Below are 19663 nucleotides of genomic sequence, written 5' to 3'. Positions count from 1 at the left end.
CCGTCGTTATAATCGACGGCCGTTCCTGGATTCTTTTTGCAGGTGATTCGTACGATGGCAAAACCACGCCGCACAACAAAGCAGTCGAAGCAAACCGGGGGCACGTTTCTCGGTATCGTGCTGGGCCTGATCGTCGGCCTGGCGATCGCGGTCGTGGTGGCGCTGTATATCACCCGTGCGCCGACCCCGTTCGTCTCGAAGGTCGCGCCGCCGGCCGCGACCGACAACGGCGCGAGCCAGGCGCAATACGACCCGAACCGTCCGCTGCAAGGCAAGACGCCGGGCCAGCCGGTGCCGCAGGCCGCGCAACCGGCGCCGCCCAACACCGCGCCGGGTCAGACCAATGCGCAGACCCAGTCGGGCATGCTCGAAGAGCCGCAGATCGTCGAAGTGCCGCCGTCGGCCGGCAATGCGAACGGCACCGCGGTCGCGCCGAAGCCCGCGCAGGACAACGGCGGCGGCGAGATCGCCGCACCGGCGCCCGTGAAAAAACCGCAGGCAGCGGGCACGCCGGCCGCGACGGCGGCAGGCTCCGCGCCGAAGAGCGCGAACACCACGAGCACCGCGAACACCAAGGCGGGTTCGACCGCCGCGCCGGCCCCGGGTGACGCGAACACCGGCTACTTCCTGCAGGTGGGCGCGTACAAGACCGCCGCCGACGCCGAACAGCAGCGCGCACGCCTCGCGTTCCAGGGCTTCGAGTCGAAGGTGACGCAGCGCGACGCGGGCGGGGTGACCTACTACCGTGTGCGCATCGGGCCGTTCGCGAAGTTCGAGGACATGAATTCGAGCCGCCAGCGTCTGTCGGACGCCGGTGTCGATACCGCGGTGATCCGCTTCACCAAGCAATGAACACACCGTAACGCCGGCCCACGCGCCGCCGCCGAACTATCGGCGCGCGGCGCGTGTCACAAGCACGATGGCCGCGTCGCATAAGATAGCGGCCACGCCGAATCCGCATAACGGTGACGGGCATTTGCGCAGCGTCACCGCTCTACCGCCTACCTGGGTCAACTCAAATGAAAAAACTGCTGAGCATTCTGTTTCTCTCGCTGGGACTCGTCGCCGCCACGGCGCACGCGTCGCCGGCCGCGCCGGTCGCCGGCAAGGACTACACAGTGCTGGCCTCGCCGCAGCCGACCGACGTGCCGGCCGGCAAGATCGAAGTCACCGAGTTCTTCTGGTACGGCTGCCCGCACTGCAATGAATTCAACCCGTTCCTCGAAGCATGGGTCAAGAAGCAGGGTCCGGACGTCGTGTTCCGCCGCGTGCCGGTCGCCTTCCGCGACGACTTCATCCCGCATTCGAAGATGTTCCACGCGCTCGACGCGCTCGGTCTCGCCAACGAACTGACGCCGAAGGTCTTCAACGAAATCCACGTCAACAAGGACTATCTGCTGACGCCGGAAGACCAGGTCAAATTCCTCTCGAAGCTCGGCGTCGATCCGAAGAAGTACATGGACGCGTACAACTCGTTCTCGACGCAAAGCGCGCTGCAGAAGGACAAGAAGCTGCTCGACGACTACAAGATCGACGGCGTGCCGACGCTCGCGGTGCAGGGCAAGTATGAAACCGGTCCGGCCGCGACCAACAGCCTGCCGGGCACGACCCAGGTGCTCGACTATCTCGTCTCGCAAATCCGCGCGAAGAAGATGTAATCACGGGCGCCGGAATGACTTCACCGCTGAAGGTTTTCATTACCGGCGCTTCGAGCGGTATCGGCCTCGCGCTCGCCGGCGACTATGCCCGGCGCGGCGCGATTCTCGGCCTCGTCGCCCGCCGCGGCGACGCGCTCGCCGCCTTCCGGCAGTCCCATCCCCACAACACCGTCTCGATCTATCCCGTCGACGTGCGCGACGCGGAAGCGCTCGCCGAAGCGGCCGCGCAGTTCATCGCGCAACACGGCCAGCCCGATGTCGTGATCGCCAACGCCGGCATCAGCCGCGGCGCGCTGACCGGTCACGGCGATCTGCGCACGTTCCGCGAAGTGATGGACATCAACTACTTCGGCATGGTCGCCACGTTCGAGCCGTTCGCGGCCGCGATGGCAGCCGCGCGGCACGGCACGCTGGTCGGTATTGCCAGCGTCGCGGGCGTGCGCGGCTTGCCGGGTTCGGGCGCGTATAGCGCGTCGAAGTCGGCGGCGCTGAAGTATCTCGAAGCGTTGCGCGTCGAAATGCGACCGCAGGGCGTCGGCGTCGTCACGATCGCGCCCGGCTACATCCGCACGCCGATGACCGAGCACAACCCGTACTCGATGCCGTTTCTGATGAACGCGGACCGTTTCGCGGCGAAAGTCGCGCAGGCGGTCGAGCGGCAAACCTCGTTCGCGGTGTTTCCGTGGCAGATGCGCGTGGTGGCGATGCTGCTGCACGTGCTGCCGCGCTGGCTCTACGACCGCGTGTTCGAACGCGCGCCGCGCAAGCCGCGCGCCGCCGCCGAGTAGACCATGCCAACCCGTGCGGTCGATGCAACCGGCGTCGCGCACACTCCAGCGGGCGCCGCTGCGCGCATCGTCTCGCTCGTGCCGAGCCTCACCGAAACGCTGTTCGCGCTCGGCCTCGAGCAGCAGATCGTCGGGCGCACCGGCTTTTGCGTGCATCCGCGCGACAAGGTGCGCGCGGTGCCGAAAGTCGGCGGCACCAAGACCGTCAAGCTCGACGCGATCCGCGCGCTGCGCCCGACCCACCTGATCGTCAATATCGACGAAAACGAGCGCGACACCGTCGAGCAATTGCGCGCGTTCGTGCCGCACATCGTCGTCACCCATCCGCAAACACCGCGCGACAACCTCGCGCTCTACGCCCTGCTTGGCGCGATCTTCAGGCGCGAAGAAGAAGCGCGGCACCTTGCCGGCGCGCTCGAAGCGCGTCTACGGGAAGCCGCCGCGGGCAGCTTCGCCGCGCAAAACGTGCTGTACCTGATCTGGCGCGAACCGTGGATGACCGTCGCGCGCGACACCTACATCGCCGCGACGCTGCGGCTCGTGAACTGGCACACGCTGCCCGACGTGCGAGGCGGCAGCGCGGGCGCGGCGCGTTATCCGGCGCTCGATTTCGACGACGCGCCGTGGCTCGGCGAGGTCGACCGCGTGCTGCTATCGAGCGAGCCGTATCGCTTCACGTCCGCGCATCGCGATGCGCTCGCGCGCGATCCGCGCCTCGCCGGCAAGCGCATCGAGCTGATCGACGGCGAGATGACATCGTGGTACGGCGTGCGCGCGATCGACGGCATCGGCTATCTGCTGCGCCATGCGGCGGCGGCTTGAGCGTTGGCGGATTGCCTGCCTGAGCTTGGCCCCACGCGTCGCGGTACGTGCGGCACGTTCAGGCACACCGCGCCAGCCCCCGGCCCCATATGAATATGTGGATTAAGTTGTTGTCGCCATCCGGCCCCTTCGATAAGCTTTCGCGAAGGCGCGCCGCCAGCAAGGCAAGGCTTCGGAGCCCCAGAGCCCGGAATCGCCCGGTCCGAGGCACTTGAGGGCAGCGCCGGGAACGTATCACAATCGTGGCGACGCCCGCGCCCATCCCGCGTCACCGCATAAACACAACCAGACGCACTGCCTGACTGCGCTCGTCATCGGAGATCCTATGCGCTTTAAACTGCTCGCAGCCGCCCTACTGCTCACGGCGCCCGCGCTCGTGCTCGCCAAACCGCTGACCGTCTGCACCGAATCGAGCCCCGACGGCTTCGACGTCGTGCAGTTCAACTCGCTCGTCACGACCAATGCCTCGGCCGACGTGATCTTCAACTCGCTGGTCTCGTTCGACGAAGCCGCGAAGAAGGTCGTCCCCGCGCTCGCAGATAAATGGGAAGTGAGTCCCGACGGCCTTACCTACACGTTCCATCTGCGCCCGAACGTGCAGTTCCAGACCACCGACTACTTCAAGCCCACGCGCGCGCTGAACGCCGACGACGTGGTCTTCACGTTCGACCGCATGCTCGACGACAACAACCCGTGGCACAAGGTCGCAGGCGCGAGCGGCTTTCCGCATGCGCAGTCGATGGGCCTGCCGAAGCTCATCAAGTCGATCAGCAAGGTGGACGACAACACCGTCAAGTTCGAACTCAACGCGCCCGATGCGACCTTCATCTCGATCCTGACAATGGGCTTCGCGTCGATCTATTCGGCCGAATACGCGGACCAGCTGCACAAGGCCGGCAAGGAAGTCGACCTGAACGCGAAGCCGATCGGCACGGGCCCGTTCGTGCTGAAGAGCTACACGAAAGACGCGGTGATCCGCTACGACGTGAACCCGACCTACTGGGGGCCGAAGCCGAAGATCGACCGCCTGATCTACGCGATCACGCCCGATGCGACCGTGCGCGCGCAAAAGGTGAAGGCGGGCGAATGCCAGATCGCGCTGTCGCCGAAGCCGCAGGATCTCGCCGAGGCGAAGCAGGACAAATCGCTCGCGATCGTCGAAACGCCCGCGTTCATGACGGCCTTCGTCGCGCTGAACACGCAGAAGAAGCCGCTCGACAACCAGAAGGTGCGCGCCGCGCTGAACATGGCGTTCGACCGCACGACGTATCTGAAGACCGTGTTCGACAACACCGCGACGCCGGCCGTGAATCCGTATCCGCCGAACACGTGGAGCTACAACCACTCGATCAAGGGCTGGCCGTACGATCCGGCGAGAGCGAAGAAGCTGCTCGCCGATGCGGGCTATCCGAACGGCTTCGAAACGACGATCTGGGTGCGGCCGAACGGCAGTGTGCTGAACCCGAATCCGAAGGCCGGCGCCGAACTGTTGCAGGCCGACTTCGCGAAGATCGGCGTGAAAGCGGACGTGAAGGTGATCGAATGGGGCGAGCTCATCAAGCAGGCCAAGCAAGGGCAGCACGATTCGCTGTTCATGGGCTGGGCGGGCGACAACGGCGACCCGGACAACTATCTGTCGCCGCTCTTTAGCTGCAACGCGGTGAAGTCGGGCATCAACTTCGCGCGCTTCTGCGATCAGGATCTCGACAAGCTGATCGCCGACGGCAAGGCCACGTCCGATATCGCGAAGCGCACGAAAGCGTATGAAGCCGCGCAGCAGATCATCCACGACGAAGCGCTGTGGATTCCGCTTGGCTATCCGACTGCCGCGGCGATCACGCGGACGAACGTGAGCGGTTATCGCGTGAGTCCATTCGGGCGGCAGAATTTCGGGGCCGTGGCGGTGCAGTGATTTCGTCGCGCGGCTGAAAGCGGCAACGGGGAAGCCGGCCTTCATGGGCCGGCTTTTTTATTGCCGCGTTTCGGCTTGATGCGGGACGCTCCGACCCCGCCGGCATGTGCCGCACCGGATCTGTCCCTGCCGCCGTTTCGGCGGTATCGGCGGGCGTTATAATCGATCAGGCGGCTGTCGTCGATACCGTCGGCGAAGAGGCGCACAGGAGACGCAGGCAACCCATCCTCATCTTGTCGGGACGTACAGTGTCGCCGCGTACCGGGCATCCAGCCAGGCATGCCAAACCAATCGGACTGTGTACACGTGAGCAAAGCGCGCGCAAATTCAGCGTTGAGGGCCGAAAAAACACCTCCCCTGGTATTGGAGCCCGAGCCGATCCATGGCGAAACGGCCAAGCAAAAGCTCCCGACGGAAGGTGATCTGCACGATGTCTACCGGCGTGTCAGACGCGACATCCTGAGCGGCGAACTCGCTCCCGGCGACATTCTGAATCAGGTCCATATTGCCAGGCGGTATGGCGTAAGCCGCACGCCGGTTCGCGAAGCATTGCGGATGCTTCAGGCCGAGAATCTCGTCGATGCGCAGTTCCAGCATCGGACTCGGGTTACCAAGGTCACGTCGCAGGAAGTCGATTCGGTCTACGCGACCTGGATTCTCATGCAGTCGCTGGGTATAGCGCTCACCGTGCCGCTGATGTCCGCCGACGAGATTTCGGCATTGACAGCGCATCTCGATCAGATGAACGATCGCTCGCCTCTGCACGATGGCACGCAGGACGAGTGGGAGCATCTGCATATCGACTTCCACCGGATGCTCGTCATGCATGCGGGACCGATCATCAAGGATTCGATCGACAATTGCTGGTCGCGTTCGGAGCGAGCGCGGCGTTTGCATATGCGCTCGGCGCCGCAGTCCTGGCTGGCGTCGGAAGAGGAGCACCGCGACGTGGTGATCGCCTTCGAAGAGGGTTCCGCCGACCAGGCCGTTCATGCGGCAAGCCGCCAGCTCGCGCGGAATGCTTTGGGGGTCATCGCCAGTATCGATCCCAGCTATGAACCACGCGCGATTCGCCAGGCCTTGAAGTTGACGCTTCAGGCCGGTACGGCAGCCGCGGATTCGACAAGCGCGTCGTTCGTCGCGGGTGCCGGTTTGCCCGCGCGCTCTACGGCCCGGAAGCGGACACGGACCTGAGCCGAGGCGCAAGCATACCGCCGGCGCCGACGGCGGATGCATTGCGCTGTGGAACGCGACAAGGGGCGTAGCCTGGCTTTGGCTTGTAGCGGACACGCCTCTCGGTGGCCGAGCCGTATTGATCTTCCGCGCGGCATCGGCGGATTTCTCCCGTTCGACCGTCATCGATACGGTCTCCATCCAGGGCTGCAACACCAGGGGCCCCAACCCTGGTCGTCACGCATTCGCCGCCCGTCTCTCGCCGCCATGCCGATCACCCTCACGCAATTTCACGTTTCGCTGACTCCCACTGGATACGTCGTCCGCTTCGGTGCGCACCATACGATTTGGTGAGTAGCCAATTCACCAGGCTCGCCAGCTACGCATAAAGCACCCTGAAGCATCGCCTGCTAAATTACGACCGGCTTACGCTCTGACGAGGCTCAACGAGCCGCTCGAATCAGTACACGCGAACGCCATGCCGGTCACTTTTCGCATCGACACTGCACCCACATTAAAAACCGACCTGCCTCGAATTCTGCATACATTTATCGTGTATCACTCGAACAATCGAGCCGCGACGGTCTATAGAAGTCATCCCCGGGAAAATACCTAATCGGGCCATTCATGATGGTCTGACGGTGAAAATCCTCATGTCAAAAAATTAATTTCCCCTTTAAAAACAATATCAAATAGATGCATATCGCTTTTCTGGAGAAATCAGTTTTCTAGCCTGTCGATCTCCTATGCCCTCCAAAAAATGTATCCACTTCAAAGTTTCTGTTGACATGTTGTTTTTGAAAAAGTGTACTTGCAACATGAAAAGTGCATCCATTTTTCACCCGCCGCACACGATGTCCACTGCCACTCGTCGAAGTTGGCAGGACACGCCGCAGAAGCTATTTGAAAGCGTTCAATTCCCCAATGTCTCGGAGTACACATGGAAACAGGCAACCTCACTGCGCGATTCGATGCTGAAGCTCAACCAAGGACAGATTCACCGCCGAAATACCGCTGGGCGATACTGTTTGCCGCCTGGATGGCGTTCATGCTCAGTTATGTAGACCGCGTCGCGTGGAGCAGCGTTGCGGCCTCGGTGGGCCAGAGCCTCGGGCTCTCGGTCGGGATGCTGGGAGCATTCGTGACCGCGTTTTATGTGGGGTACGTCGTTGCGAACGTAGCAGGAGGTTTGCTGACGGATACCATCGGGGCAAGACGCACCCTCACTTTTGCACTTCTGCCGCTTGGACTATCGACCTTTGCTTTCGGTTACGCCAATTCGCTCATGACAGGCATTGCACTGCAGATCGTGATGGGCGTGACCGCCGGCGCGGACTATGCCGCGGGAATGAAGATCATCGCCAGTTGGTTCGACCGCGAGCGCGGCCTCGCAATGGGTATCTACGGCACGGCAACGTCTCTTGCCGTTGTAGTGAGCAACGCGACCGTTCCTACGATTACGAAGAACTTCGGATGGTCCAGCGCGTTTCATCTGCTGGGTATCGTGACCTTCGTCTGGGGTCTCGTTTGCTTCGCAATGCTTCGCGATAGTCCGACGAAAACGAAGACGCCGTCGATCACACGAAGCGAAGTGCGCGAACTGCTGATGAATCGAAATCTCATCCTGGTCGCCCTTGCCGGCTTCGCGGGATTCTGGGCGACCGTCGGATTCGGCGCCTGGGGGAACGCATTGATGACCAAGCAGTACGGCCTTTCGCCCATTACGTCGGGAGCGATCCTGGCAGCGTTCGGTATTGGCGCGATGATCTCGAAGCCGCTGCTCGGCTGGTTCAGAGACTTCCTCGGGCACGGTTCCGGCAAGTATCTGCCCATCGTCTGTCTCCTCTGCTTCTCCGCGCTTCTGGTCGTGTTTGGCCGCTGCACGACGGAAACCATGTTCTACCTCGTTGCGCCGATTCTCGGAGCAGCCGCCTTCGGTTATACGCCGCTGCTCTATGTGCTTCTCACCGAGGCATCCGGTACGAAGGCCGCGGGCGCCGCATCTGGCCTCACCAATGCCGTGTGGCAACTCGGCAGCGTAATCGCGCCAATGGCAGTCGGTGCCGTGTACGGAAGTACCCACTCGTTCTCCCTTGCCATCGACACGCTCGCAGCCGGCCCGCTTTGTGGAGCGATCATTCTTTGTTTCTTGCGCCACAAGCCTGCCACCGCCTGACGAAAAGCGGCGGCGCACGCCTTCACGCACTGAGCTGATTTCGCGCTTCTCGCTCCCCGATTGGAAAGAGTAACGCCCGTATAAATTAAACAAGAACACACTTTTCCATTAGTAGAACTACTCATAATATATTTGGAGATTGTCATGAAGAAATGGATTCTGGCCTGCAGCCTGGTACCCTGCTGCGCCAGCCTTCCTGCATGGTCGCAAAGTTCTGTCACGCTCTATGGCCGAGCCGATGTATCGCTCCAGACGGGGAATGCCGCCGGTAGCAGTGCAACCCGACTCGATAGCAGCAATGTGGCTCCATCGGTTTGGGGAATGTTGGGTTCTGAAGACCTCGGGGGCGGCTACAAGGCCCTGTTCAAGCTCGAAAATGGCTTCAATCCCACCACGGGATCCATTGCGGGTTCGGGGAATCTTTTCGGTCGCGAAGCGTGGGTCGGCTTGAACGGACCCTTTGGTCAAATCCAGTTCGGATTGAATTACACGCCTTTCTTTACGACCTTGATCACGTTTGCTCAGGGTCCCCTCTCCACCTTCGGCTGGGGCAATGCATCGAACAACTACTTCTTTGTCGGGACGACGCGAAACAGCAATGCCATACGGTACAACTCGCCGACATTTGCCGGACTGACGTTGCGCGCCAGCTATTCCAACGGTTCGAATGGCGATCCGACGCTTCCCGCGTCGCTGGGTAGAACGGTTTCCGTAGGTCTGGCTTATCGTCTTGGCCAGTTCTCCGCCGACTTGAACTACCTTCAACAAAGTGCAGCCACGACGACTCCCGTGACCGCGGGTACGACGACCATCCAGGGCAATTATGTGATGGCAGCGATGATGTACGACTTTGACTGGATTCAACCCTCCATCATCTTCCAGACTCATCGCGGTGGTCAGAACGTGGCCGGTGCCAGTACGGCGACATTCCAGAACCCGAATAACAACTTCTATGATTTGTCCGTGCTGATCCGCCATATTGGTCCTGGCGTGTTCCTGCTCGACTTCGGTCAATACAAGCGACTCGGCGATAGTTCCGGGGACTCCACCACCTACGCGATTCGCTACGACTACTCCCTGTCGAAAAGAACCGGCGTCTATGTCGGCGCAGGACATGTCCGCAATGGCAGCAGCGCGACATTCTCGATGGCGGGCGCACAAGGAGCGGGACTGCCCACCAAACCCGGCGGTAGCGTCACGTCCTTTGTACTAGGTATGATCACGCGCTTCTGAAGCAGCGTTCGGCAGTCGTGCCGTTGGCGGGTTCGAATCCGAAAATTCGAACCCGCTTTTTTCTGGAGAAAGAAAAATGGCCCAATCCTGGGCCATTGTTCCTGCGTCATATTTTCCAGACCTAAACCGCAACTTACAGTGCGGAACTGACCACGCCTTTACCCGCGAAGAACGCATCGAGATTGTCTTCTGCGCGTTGCATCATCGCGGCGCGAGTCTCGACCGTATTGCTCGCCACATGGGGAGTCAGCACGACATTCTCGAGGCTTGCCAGTTCGGCGGACACGCCCGGCTCCTGCTCGAACACGTCGAGACCCGCGCCTGCAATGCGCGCGTCGCGAAGGTATTCGATGAGTACCTTTTCGTCGACCACCGAGCCACGCGAAACGTTGATCAAATAACCCTTCGGCCCGAGCGCATTCAGCACGTCAGTCGATACGAGCTTATTCGTCGCGGCGCCGCCAGCACTTGCCAGCACGAGAAAGTCCGCCCACTCAGCCAGTTCGACGGGTGTCGAAGCGTATTGAAATTGGCTTCCTTCGACCGGGCGGCGATTGTGATAGCGAACCTCCATGTCGAAGCCGAGCGCCCGGCGCGCGATCACCGAACCAATGCGCCCCATGCCAATGATACCGAGGCGTTTTCCCGAAACACGCGTGGTCATGGGGAAACCGCCCTTATACCAGTCACCACGACGCACAAACGCATCGGCTTTCGTGATGCCGCGAGCGACGTCCAACAGCAGTGCGAATGCAATATCTGCCACGCAATCGTTGAGTACTTCCGGCGTATAACCGACGGCGATATCGCGCTTGCGCAGCAATTCCAGGTCCAGTCCATCCAGACCCACTCCGAGACTCGACACGACCTTGAGATTCGGGAGTGCATCCAGAAGCGGGGCGCGCGCCCCGAATTTCGGATTGGTTGCGAGAGCCTCGATACCTTCGCCTTCAGCCTTGAGGAAACTCTCCTGCTCCTGCGCCGCCGCGGGGAGAATGCGAGCGTCGTACTTTTTCTCCAGACGCGCCTGAAGCGCCGGAAGCAATGCACCTTGGGGAATCAGCAATCGATGTGCCATAGCGAAGACCTCTGGTTGGTTAAAGAAAGACGATCTAAATGTACCCACATTCCTCTCTCAGTGTTAGCATACTACCTAATCAGAACGTATGCACCTATCGATTGCGTAATGACGATGTAGTCCGGATTCCGGAGCAGTTGCGATCCGCGGCTACGCCATACCGGAACAGCGCATTTACTTTGGAGGATGATCAGTCATGACGGGCAGACTTAAGGCTTTCCTTACATACACGGACTATGAGCTTGCGAGCTACTACAGCGCGGCCGGACTTGAAAAACTCAGAAGCGTTGTCGACGTCGTCATGAACGACACGGGCCGCGTGCTTCAAGGGATAGAACTCGCCGAAGCGGCGCAAGGCTGCCAGATCATCCTCGCTCACCGCTCGTCACATGGTTTGTCGGAGACGTTCAAAGCATCGCCGGACCTGATCGCTTTCTGCCGGGCCGCGGTCGATATCAGCACGGTCGATATTCCCGCCGCAAGCGAGCGCGGCATTCTCGTGACCCGAGCCAGCGCCGGGTTTGGTACGGCGGTATCCGAGTTGGCACTCGCGATGATCTTCGATCTTGCGCGTGGCGTATCCCGTGCGCGGCATGCCTATGCGCTCGGAGAAGAACCCGCGCTTGCCAAAGGTCTGCAAGTCAGTACATCGACCATCGGAATCGTGGGGTTCGGCGTCATCGGTGCTCGCCTCGCCGCGCTCGCAAGCCAACTCGGCATGACCGTAAAAGTGTCCGATCCATTCGCGGACCCGACGAAGCTCGGCAATATGGCCGCAAGTTTCGACGAAGTGCTGTCCACTTCCGACTTCGTCGTATGTCTAGCCGCCGCAACGCCACAAACCGAGAATCTGTTTAACGCATCGGCCTTTGATCGTATGAAGCAAGGGGCGAGCTTCCTCAATCTCTCTCGCGGCCAGCTCGTCGACGAAGATGCGCTCGAAGCGGCGTTGGATCGGGGTCATTTGCGCGGCGCAGGTCTCGACGTCGGTCGCGCCGCCGACCAGAAGCCATCGTCGCGTTTTATCGGGCGTCCGGACGTGATCGCAATGCCGCACGTTGGCGGCATGACCGCCGAAGCGCGCGAACACCAAACGATGGATACGGTTCGACAGATCTCCGCGCTGGCCGTAAGAGAGATTCCGCCCGGCTCGGTCAATCTGGAAAATGCCTACCGGCTCGAACGGATCGGCATCAACCCGAATGCCGCCATTCAGAAGAAGGAATCGTGATGACCCATCTTCCGACATGGACCGCGGGAGATGAGCCGGCCACGCTGTCAGTGCCGCCTTTGAGCGTCGATTGTCATCATCATATCTACGACAATCGCTTCCCTTACGACCCGGAAACGAGCTTGCGCCCCGCGGATGCAACAGTCGCTCAATATCGAATCCTGCAGAAGCGACTCGGAATTTTCCGCAGCGTCGTCGTGCAGCCGTCCAGCTATGGCACGGACAACCGCTGTCTGGTCGACGCACTGAAACAGTTCGGCGACAACGCTCGCGGTGTGGCGGTTGTCGATTCCCGAACGCCCGACGCGGACATTCGTGCAATGCACGACGCCGGCGTTCGCGGCATTCGATTCAATCTTTCGCGGCCCGCTGGCGCCAACATCGATCAGCTCGAAGCGCTTGCTCGCCGTATCGAACCCCTAGGTTGGCACGTTCAGGTACACACGCTCGGCGCCGCGTACGTTCAGCTCGAAAAATATCTCGCGGCTCTCCCGGTGCCTGTCGTGATCGACCATCTCGGCCGCGTCCCTCAACCGGCCGGCCTATCCCACGAAGTATTCGCGGTATTGCGCCGGCTCGTCGACAAAGGCAAGACGTGGATGAAGCTCTCCGGCGCCTATCACGATAGCCTCGATGGTGCGCCCTCTTATGCGGATACCGGCCGCATGGTGACCGAATGGCTGACGTCCGCTCCCGAGCGCGTCGTTTGGGGAACGGATTGGCCCCATCCCGCTGCCATGGTCGGCGAAAAACCAATGCCGAACGATGCCCGCCTGCTCGATCTTCTCGGCGAATGGGCGCCGAACAGTGCATTGATCCGAAAAGTTCTGGTCGACAACCCGATCGCGCTGTATGGCTTTTCAAGCGGTTCACAGGAGCGGTAAGCATGTCCTATATCGTCGTGTCGAAACACGAAACCTGGGCTCATCTGCGTATCGACCGCGCGGAGAAGCGCAATGCGATGAACCAGTCCGCGCGTCTTGACCTGTTAGCCGCGCTGGAAACGCTTGCGGGACACGTCAACGCGGTCGTCATCACCGGCTCGGATCAGTGGTTCTGCTGCGGCGCGGACATCAAGGAGCGCGCACAATTTCTCGCCGAAGGCCGGCAGGACACCGCCGGTCAGGAAGGCATCGATCTGGCCATGGCGATCCGCGAATTTCCCGGCGTGGTGATCGCGGCAGTCAACGGGCTTGCGCTCGGTTACGGCGTCAATCTCGTGAACGCTTGCGATCTGGCCGTCGGCAGCGAACATGCCCGATTCGGGCTGCCCGAACTGAAATCCGCGGCGTTTGCGAGCATGTCGGCAGCCACCAGTCATTTGTCCGGACTCAACCGGAAGCGTCTCGGATGGATGCTTTTCAACACGGAACCGGTCGACGCCGAGCTTGCCCTTTCATGGGGGCTGCTCAATGAAGTGGTTCCCGCCGGGAACCTCGATTCGCGCGTGCGAGAGTTGGCCGGCAAGATCGGCCAATTCGATCGCCAGGTCCTGAACGAGACCAAGTATGCGCTTGCAAAACTCCCTGAATTTACGACGGATTGGCGTGCCGCGCTGAATTACGGACAGGACGTCGCGGCACGCATCAAGAGCCGCATCGCTACTCCGTAAAACGTCAGTCAATTGACTTCGAAAGCGCCCGGTCGAGAAGTCGCCGCTGAATTCGCGCAGCATTGGACTCCTGATAATCTGCAGAGAATATTCATCATGTCATTTCCTCTTAAAGGCTTTCGCGTACTCGATCTGACCAACGTGCTGTCAGGTCCCTTCTGCTGCCATCAGTTGGCGCACTTCGGCGCGGAAGTCATCAAGGTAGAAAATCCGAAAGGCGGCGATCTTGCCCGTCAACTCGGCGCCGATCCCGAACTCGTCAAGCGAGGCATGGGCATCTCCTATCTCGCCCAGAATGCCGGCAAGCGCTCGGTCACGATCGACTTCAAGCACCCTGAGGGAAAGGAGATCTTCCGCACGCTCGTCAAAAGCGCCCATGTCGTGGTCGAGAACTTTCGTCCGGGCGTAATGGACCGGTTGGGCATCGGCTATAAGGATCTTCTCGAAGTCAATCCGCGTCTGGTTTACTGCGCGATCACCGGGTTTGGGCAGGACGGTCCTCTCGCGGCGCGTCCGGCTTACGACCAGATCATCCAGGGTATGTCGGGCGTGATGAGCATCACCGGGGCGCCCGACACGGCACCTTACCGGGTCGGCTATCCCGTTGCCGACACGGTCGGCGGTCTGACCGCGGCATTTGCGGTGGCGGCCGCGCTGGCACAACCCGATCGAACGGGCGGTACGTACCTGGATGTCTCCATGCTGGCGTCGACCATGGTCTCGATGGGTTGGGCCATGTCGAACATGCTCATTGCAAAAAAAGAACCCGCGCCGATGGGCAACGAGAACATTACGGCCAGCCCGTCGGGTGCCTTCAAGACCGGTAGCGGCCTGCTGAATATCTCCGCCAACAAGCAGGAACAGTTCGAAGCGCTTTGCAGGACCGTAGGACGTCCGGACCTCTATACGGACGAGCGTTTCCATGAACGTCATGCCCGCCTGAAGAACCGCTACGAACTTCGTGATGAACTGGAACAGGCCCTCGCCGCCCGCGGAGCGGATGAGTGGTGCGATCTGCTCAACGACGTCGACGTTCCGTCCGGGCCCGTCTACCTGGTGTCGCAGGCGCTTGCCCAACCGCAGATTGCGGAACGCGGCATGGTCGGCGAATTCAGGAACGTGCCCGGCGTCGATCGTGACCTGCATCTGGTGCGGACCGGCGTGAAGATCGACGGGAACGATCCCTCGGTCGATTTTCCGCCGCGAACCCTGGGCGCCGACACCGTTGACATCCTGCACGAACTCGGTTTGGATGATGATCGCATCGAACGGCTCAGAACAGCGAAAGCCATCTGAAGCGTGAATGACGACTGCAAAAAACTGGAGATATCGAAATGACTCAAAGCGCGAATCTTGACTGGCCCGCCGGCTACCGTATCAATCCCCGTGTGCCGTCGGTCGGCAAGGACATCATCGAAGCATTCAAGGCACTTCCCACCGCGGCCATTGGCGACGCCATGAGCAGAAACGTGGGGACGTACGGGCTGCGGCAATACCATAGCGGCCTCGACGTGAGCATGTGCGGTCCGGCGGTCACCGTCCGTGTGAGGCCCGGCGACAATCTCATGATCCATAAGGCGTTGATGCTCGTGGAACGTGGCGACGTGCTGGTCATCGACGGCGGCGCCGACATCACTCAGGCGCTCGTCGGCGGCCTGATGCGAACCACCTGCATCGCGAAGGGTCTCGCGGGTCTCGTCATCGACGGTGCCGTTCGCGATCTCGTCGAGTGGGCCGAAGAAGGCATGCCTTGCTATGCGCGCGGCCACACGAGTCGCGGACCGAGCAAAGACGGTCCCGGAGAAATCAATATTCCCGTGGTCTGCGGCGGCCTGGCCGTTCTTCCTGGCGATATCGTCGTGGGCGATGCGGACGGCGTCGTTGCGGTGCCGGCCAACGACGCCGAGCGCATTCTGCGCAAGACGCTCGAGCATCTGAAACGCGAGGACGCCATACGGGAATCGAATCGCACGGGAACGTCCGACCCGGAACGCTTCGACGCGGTTCTGAGAGCAAAAGGCCTGCCCATTTGAGTCGATTCGAGGCATCCCTTTCCGACTGACTCCTCCTACTCCGGAACATGAAGATCTCTTCGATTCAATGCTATACCGTTGATCCCGGCTTCCGCAGCCGGACCTGGATTTTCGTCAAGGTATCGACCGATGCCGGCATCCACGGCTGGGGCGAGGCGTATACGTTACGCGGACGCGATCGGGCAATCGTCGCCCAGATCGATGAACTCGGCACGGCATGCCTCGGCCGCAGTCCATTCAACATCAAGCATTTCACTCAAATCGTCCAGGACGATTTCGCTCAGCGGCGTAGCTCGTTCGAACTCTATTGCGCGCAGAGCGCCATCGAGCAGGCGATGTGGGATATCGTCGGCAAAGCCTGCGGGCAGCCGGTTTATAACCTGCTCGGCGGCAAATGCCGCGAGAAGATTCGCGTCTATGCGAACGGCTGGAGCGATCACTGCAAGACGCCCGAAGAGTATGGCGAGGCGGCCGCGGCAGTCGTCGAGAAGGGCTTCACCGCCATCAAGCTGTCGCCGCTACCGGGCACCTGGAGAACGTACGTACCGCGGGAGCATGAACATCACGTCGTTTCCGTGATTCGCGCGGTTCGAGACGCGGTCGGCCCCAAGGTCGATATCCTGCTCGACATGCTCAGACGCCTCAACGCGGGATCGGCAAGCCGTCTCGGGCGTCAGTTGGAACCGTTCGATCTGTACTGGTACGAAGAACCGTGTTGGGCCGAGAACGTCGACGCACTCGCGGAAGTTCGCAGCAAGGTCGGCATTCCGGTCGTGACGGGCGAAACGCTCTACGGCAAAGCCGCATTCCAGCCGGTGCTCGAGCGTCGGGCCGCCGATATTCTGAATCCGGACATCTGCAACGTCGGCGGCATTCTCGAGCTGAAGGAAATCGCAGCGATGGCGGAACCCCACTATGTCGCCATCTCGCCTCACAACTTCAATTCGACCACGATCGCGCTCAATGCGACCGTGCATGCCGCAGCAGTCATGCCGAACTTTACGTTGACCGAGTACTATCTGCCGTTCGCCGATTTTGCAACGAAGATTTGCCCGGCTCAGTTGATTCCCGAAAACGGCTTCATCGCACTGCCGGATGCCCCGGGGCTGGGACTCGATCTGGATGAATCGCTTCTGCGGCAGTATGCGGGTTTTGCCGGCATTGCGCCGGCTCTGGCCAGTCCGGAAATCGAGCGCTAAATCAAACGATAACGTGCGGCCGGCGAGAGCTTTATTCCTGTACGACGCTCTCGTCCGCTGGAAACTCCGGCATGATCAACGGTGCACGCGCCCGATCCTCTAACGAGGTCGTCAATATCTTGAGCAGCTTGATGAACTGCTTCTGCTGAGTTTCCGTAAAACAATCCATGAGCGACGCCGAAGCATGCTCGGTGGGAGCCTGGGCTTCTTCGAGTAAGGCAACGCCCTTTTTGGTCAGCGCCAGCGCGATTCGACGCCCCCGGCCGGTGCCAGTATCCCGGGTCATCAATCCTCTTTCGACGAGACCGCGCAGCACGTACATCACCGTGACCTTGTCGAATCCAAGACACCTGGACAGGCGGGCCTGATCGATGCCCGGCGTGGCCGCGAGTACCGACAAAACCGCAAACTGAGCGGGAGTTAACGACAACTCCCGACACTCCTGCTCAAAAACGCCCGACGATATCTGGTAGGCACGTCGCAGGAGAAAACCAGGACGGTCATACATTTTGATAAGACGTGATTTAGGGTCTTTGTACATGTGGCTCAGGTCGTGAAACGTCGGAATTCGCTGAACCGGCGCTGGGGGACATCACCCGCCGGGCCTATCGATCAGACAATGTCGCGTATTTTCGCACATGATTCCAGGCGTACCGATCGCGGGCTCACACTCCTTCCATGCCGTTCGCGCTGCCGCGAACGAGACTTCACTGGCGACATAAACCAACGAAGAAGGACAGCCCCGCAGCTGCCCCTGTTCGGAAACGCAAGACGGGATACCGTCGCTTCAGCCTCGACGGCACGCACGCTCAGAGAATAAACGTCAGATTGCCCTGCCACGTATCGCGATTGATGAGAAGGACCTTCTTTTCAGCAATCCGAAGTTCGCCGTTCACTTCGCGCAGAACATAATCCACCTGCGAGACGACAGGCACGATATCGCCAATGCCTTTCTGCCCGAAGTCGCCTCTGCGCATCTCGTAGACGATCTGGCTCGACGACACCTTGTACAGTTCTTCGCGGTTCTCCACCATGACGTTGCTGATGAAGTGGACCGTGCGGGAACGCGGCGATTGCGCGGGAAAGTCCGTATGCAGGATGTGATAGACCCGCTCCTCGCGACGCAACGTCGGGTCGTAAATAATCGCACTCTGCGACTGGATCGGGGCATTCTCGACAATGGGAATCCAGTACAGCCCGTCTTCGGTGAACAGCGTCAGCCATTCATCCAGCTTCAGATCGTCCAGCAGGCGAGCTTCCCGATACAGGAACTGCTCGACCCTGCCGCGCACGCTCGCCTCTTCTTGCAGGCTAATGGTTTCGGAAAAGAACACGACACAAGTCTCCAGGTTGGCATTTCAATTCGATGTTGAGCCGGGCGGCTACTTGCCGGTCATCAACTTGTCCCACTCGCGCCACAAAGCGCGTTGCGGAGCCTCGCTCGTTGTCAGGCCCTTGAAGTCGCCGTCGCCAGTCGGCTTGTCGGTCTCGACGCCGCGCTCGAGAATGAGCCATTCGACAGCGCTGCCCGCGAGACCTTGCTGGTTGCGCGCGAAAATTTCCACGTCGTCGGCCTGCCCGTGACCCGCCGGGCCGTAGAAGCGCTCCTGGCTACGCAGCATGCCTTCGTTGTAGCCGGCCGGCGCGCCCTTGAGTTCGTAGGGATAGATGGTCACTTCGGTGAGGTCCGGCGCAATCGGTCGCCAGACTCGCACCTGATTGTGAATCAGTCCGAGATTCGGGAAGATCGATGCCGACAACTTGCCGGTCATCGAAGCGAGCGTTTGCGCGCCATGCCGGTCGACGATGCCCTGGAAATAGTCGCCATACTCGCCGTTCAGATACGAGTCGATCTCTCCGGACGGCGTCTCGACCAGTCCATGACCGTTCTCGCAATCCCACGTCACGCCGGAGAACCGCACCTCGCGCATTTTCTTGGCCGAGCCGCCTTTATGCACATCGAAGTCCCCGGTCGTCTGACCGTACTTCGCCTGAAGCTGAACGAACGCCTTATGCGTATGCATGAAGTGGTATTCGTCGACGATGTTCTCGGCCTGGAACTTCCAGTTGCCCTGATAGCGGCTCACATACGGACGCGAAACGAAGTCGATCTCGCCAACCGGCGACATGTCGAGCTTGCGGTCGATGACGCCCTTGGCGCGGCCCAGGTACTCTTCGAGCGGTTGAACGTCCGGATTGAAGCTCGCGAAAATGAAACCGCGATAGGTCTCGACACGCAGACGCATCAGCCCCTCGGGAGCAGCAAAGTCATCCGAGTACCCACCCGCCTCGCGCCGTTCGGACATGGCAAGCAGCTTGCCGTCCAAACCGTAGACCCAACCGTGGTACGGACAGTTGAATTCCGTTCCGTGACCGTGGCTATCACGGCAGATCACCGCGCCGCGATGCACGCATCGATTGACGAGAACATGCACCTTGTTCTCGGCGTCGCGGCTGACGATCACCGGCTGCATGCCGATATAACTGGTTTGATAGTCGCCGGCATTCGGAATCTGGCACTCGTGTGCCACGAAGACCCAGGTCTTCTTGAAGATTTTCTCCATCTCGGCGGCAAAGACCGACGGATCGGTATAAGCACGCGTATGAATGCGGAACGTCCTGGGTGCCCGCTTGACGAGGCCGTGGGTATCGGCAGCAGATTCGCTTTGGGCAAACCAGATCTTTTCACTGACACACTGAGTTTCAGACACGATCGATCACTCCTTCGTTTGCGTTGGACGCAAGTGT

Annotated in this window: 19 protein-coding genes; 14 read left to right on the top strand and 5 right to left on the bottom strand. The window is 60.7% G+C overall.

Annotation, left to right across the window (positions count from 1 at the left end; all coding sequences use genetic code 11):
- Nucleotides 1–36 precede the first annotated feature (36 nt).
- The 5 genes from F3J20_RS05420 (at nt 37) to F3J20_RS05400 (ending at nt 5180) form a co-directional block, all read left to right on the top strand.
- On the top strand, nt 37–852 hold the full coding sequence (locus F3J20_RS05420) for an SPOR domain-containing protein (protein ID WP_167042406.1): 816 nt from the start codon (nt 37–39) through the stop codon (nt 850–852).
- 167 nt (nt 853–1019) lie between these two features.
- Nucleotides 1020–1658 carry a thiol:disulfide interchange protein DsbA/DsbL gene (locus tag F3J20_RS05415; protein ID WP_167282339.1) on the top strand — a complete coding sequence of 213 codons (639 nt, stop codon included), beginning with the start codon at nt 1020–1022 and terminating at the stop codon, nt 1656–1658.
- Between the two features lie 14 nt (nt 1659–1672).
- Entirely contained in the window at nt 1673–2446 is a 774-nt protein-coding gene (locus F3J20_RS05410) for an SDR family oxidoreductase (RefSeq protein ID WP_167282337.1), read from the top strand.
- A 3-nt stretch (nt 2447–2449) separates the two neighbouring features.
- A complete protein-coding gene (locus F3J20_RS05405) occupies nt 2450–3268 on the top strand; it encodes a helical backbone metal receptor (protein WP_167282335.1) in 819 nt (272 codons plus the stop codon).
- 325 nt (nt 3269–3593) lie between these two features.
- Nucleotides 3594–5180, top strand: a complete 1587-nt coding sequence (locus F3J20_RS05400; protein ID WP_167282332.1) for an ABC transporter substrate-binding protein — start codon at nt 3594–3596, stop codon at nt 5178–5180.
- Between the two features lie 327 nt (nt 5181–5507).
- Here F3J20_RS05400 and F3J20_RS32005 read toward each other — a convergent pair whose 3' ends face one another.
- Nucleotides 5508–5777, bottom strand: coding sequence for a hypothetical protein (locus F3J20_RS32005; RefSeq protein WP_240158941.1), 270 nt, complete (start codon nt 5775–5777; stop codon nt 5508–5510).
- Between F3J20_RS32005 and F3J20_RS05395 the strand changes: the two genes are divergently transcribed.
- From F3J20_RS05395 to F3J20_RS05385, 3 genes are all read left to right on the top strand, one after another.
- Nucleotides 5736–6374 carry an FCD domain-containing protein gene (locus tag F3J20_RS05395; RefSeq protein WP_240162705.1) on the top strand — a complete coding sequence of 213 codons (639 nt, stop codon included), beginning with the start codon at nt 5736–5738 and terminating at the stop codon, nt 6372–6374. The genes F3J20_RS32005 and F3J20_RS05395 overlap by 42 nt on opposite strands.
- A 919-nt stretch (nt 6375–7293) precedes the next feature.
- Nucleotides 7294–8529: an MFS transporter gene (locus F3J20_RS05390; protein WP_167042394.1), complete on the top strand. Its 1236-nt coding sequence runs from the start codon at nt 7294–7296 to the stop codon at nt 8527–8529.
- 144 nt (nt 8530–8673) lie between these two features.
- Entirely contained in the window at nt 8674–9762 is a 1089-nt protein-coding gene (locus F3J20_RS05385; RefSeq protein ID WP_167042392.1) for a porin, read from the top strand.
- A gap of 133 nt (nt 9763–9895) precedes the next feature.
- Here F3J20_RS05385 and F3J20_RS05380 read toward each other — a convergent pair whose 3' ends face one another.
- Nucleotides 9896–10840 (bottom strand): 2-hydroxyacid dehydrogenase, encoded by a 945-nt coding sequence (locus tag F3J20_RS05380; RefSeq protein WP_167282328.1) that lies wholly within the window; start codon nt 10838–10840, stop codon nt 9896–9898.
- A 196-nt stretch (nt 10841–11036) separates the two neighbouring features.
- Between F3J20_RS05380 and F3J20_RS05375 the strand changes: the two genes are divergently transcribed.
- From F3J20_RS05375 to F3J20_RS05350, 6 genes are all read left to right on the top strand, one after another.
- Nucleotides 11037–12071 (top strand): NAD(P)-dependent oxidoreductase, encoded by a 1035-nt coding sequence (locus F3J20_RS05375; RefSeq protein ID WP_167282326.1) that lies wholly within the window; start codon nt 11037–11039, stop codon nt 12069–12071.
- Nucleotides 12071–12955: an amidohydrolase family protein gene (locus tag F3J20_RS05370; RefSeq protein WP_167282324.1), complete on the top strand. Its 885-nt coding sequence runs from the start codon at nt 12071–12073 to the stop codon at nt 12953–12955. The genes F3J20_RS05375 and F3J20_RS05370 overlap by 1 nt, the downstream gene beginning before the upstream one ends.
- A gap of 2 nt (nt 12956–12957) precedes the next feature.
- On the top strand, nt 12958–13683 hold the full coding sequence (locus F3J20_RS05365) for an enoyl-CoA hydratase/isomerase family protein (RefSeq protein ID WP_167282322.1): 726 nt from the start codon (nt 12958–12960) through the stop codon (nt 13681–13683).
- A gap of 96 nt (nt 13684–13779) precedes the next feature.
- Entirely contained in the window at nt 13780–14979 is a 1200-nt protein-coding gene (locus F3J20_RS05360; RefSeq protein ID WP_167042382.1) for a CaiB/BaiF CoA-transferase family protein, read from the top strand.
- A 38-nt stretch (nt 14980–15017) separates the two neighbouring features.
- Complete coding sequence (locus F3J20_RS05355; RefSeq protein WP_167042380.1) at nt 15018–15716, top strand: RraA family protein; 699 nt, start codon at nt 15018–15020, stop codon at nt 15714–15716.
- A gap of 47 nt (nt 15717–15763) precedes the next feature.
- Nucleotides 15764–16915 carry a mandelate racemase/muconate lactonizing enzyme family protein gene (locus F3J20_RS05350; RefSeq protein WP_167282320.1) on the top strand — a complete coding sequence of 384 codons (1152 nt, stop codon included), beginning with the start codon at nt 15764–15766 and terminating at the stop codon, nt 16913–16915.
- A gap of 31 nt (nt 16916–16946) precedes the next feature.
- On the opposite strand, the gene F3J20_RS05345 is transcribed toward F3J20_RS05350, so the two are convergent.
- From F3J20_RS05345 to F3J20_RS05335, 3 genes are all read right to left on the bottom strand, one after another.
- Nucleotides 16947–17456: a MarR family transcriptional regulator gene (locus tag F3J20_RS05345; protein ID WP_167042376.1), complete on the bottom strand. Its 510-nt coding sequence runs from the start codon at nt 17454–17456 to the stop codon at nt 16947–16949.
- Nucleotides 17457–17724: 268 nt separating this feature from the next.
- Nucleotides 17725–18249 (bottom strand): aromatic-ring-hydroxylating dioxygenase subunit beta, encoded by a 525-nt coding sequence (locus tag F3J20_RS05340; protein ID WP_167282318.1) that lies wholly within the window; start codon nt 18247–18249, stop codon nt 17725–17727.
- A 48-nt stretch (nt 18250–18297) separates the two neighbouring features.
- A complete protein-coding gene (locus F3J20_RS05335; RefSeq protein WP_167042372.1) occupies nt 18298–19626 on the bottom strand; it encodes a Rieske 2Fe-2S domain-containing protein in 1329 nt (442 codons plus the stop codon).
- Nucleotides 19627–19663: the final 37 nt, after the last annotated feature.

It is taken from the genome of Paraburkholderia sp. Cy-641, from assembly GCF_011752945.1.
Classification (GTDB): domain Bacteria; phylum Pseudomonadota; class Gammaproteobacteria; order Burkholderiales; family Burkholderiaceae; genus Paraburkholderia.
The sequence above is the reverse complement of the archived record's forward strand: the minus strand, read 5'-3'. Positions and strand labels throughout refer to the sequence as shown.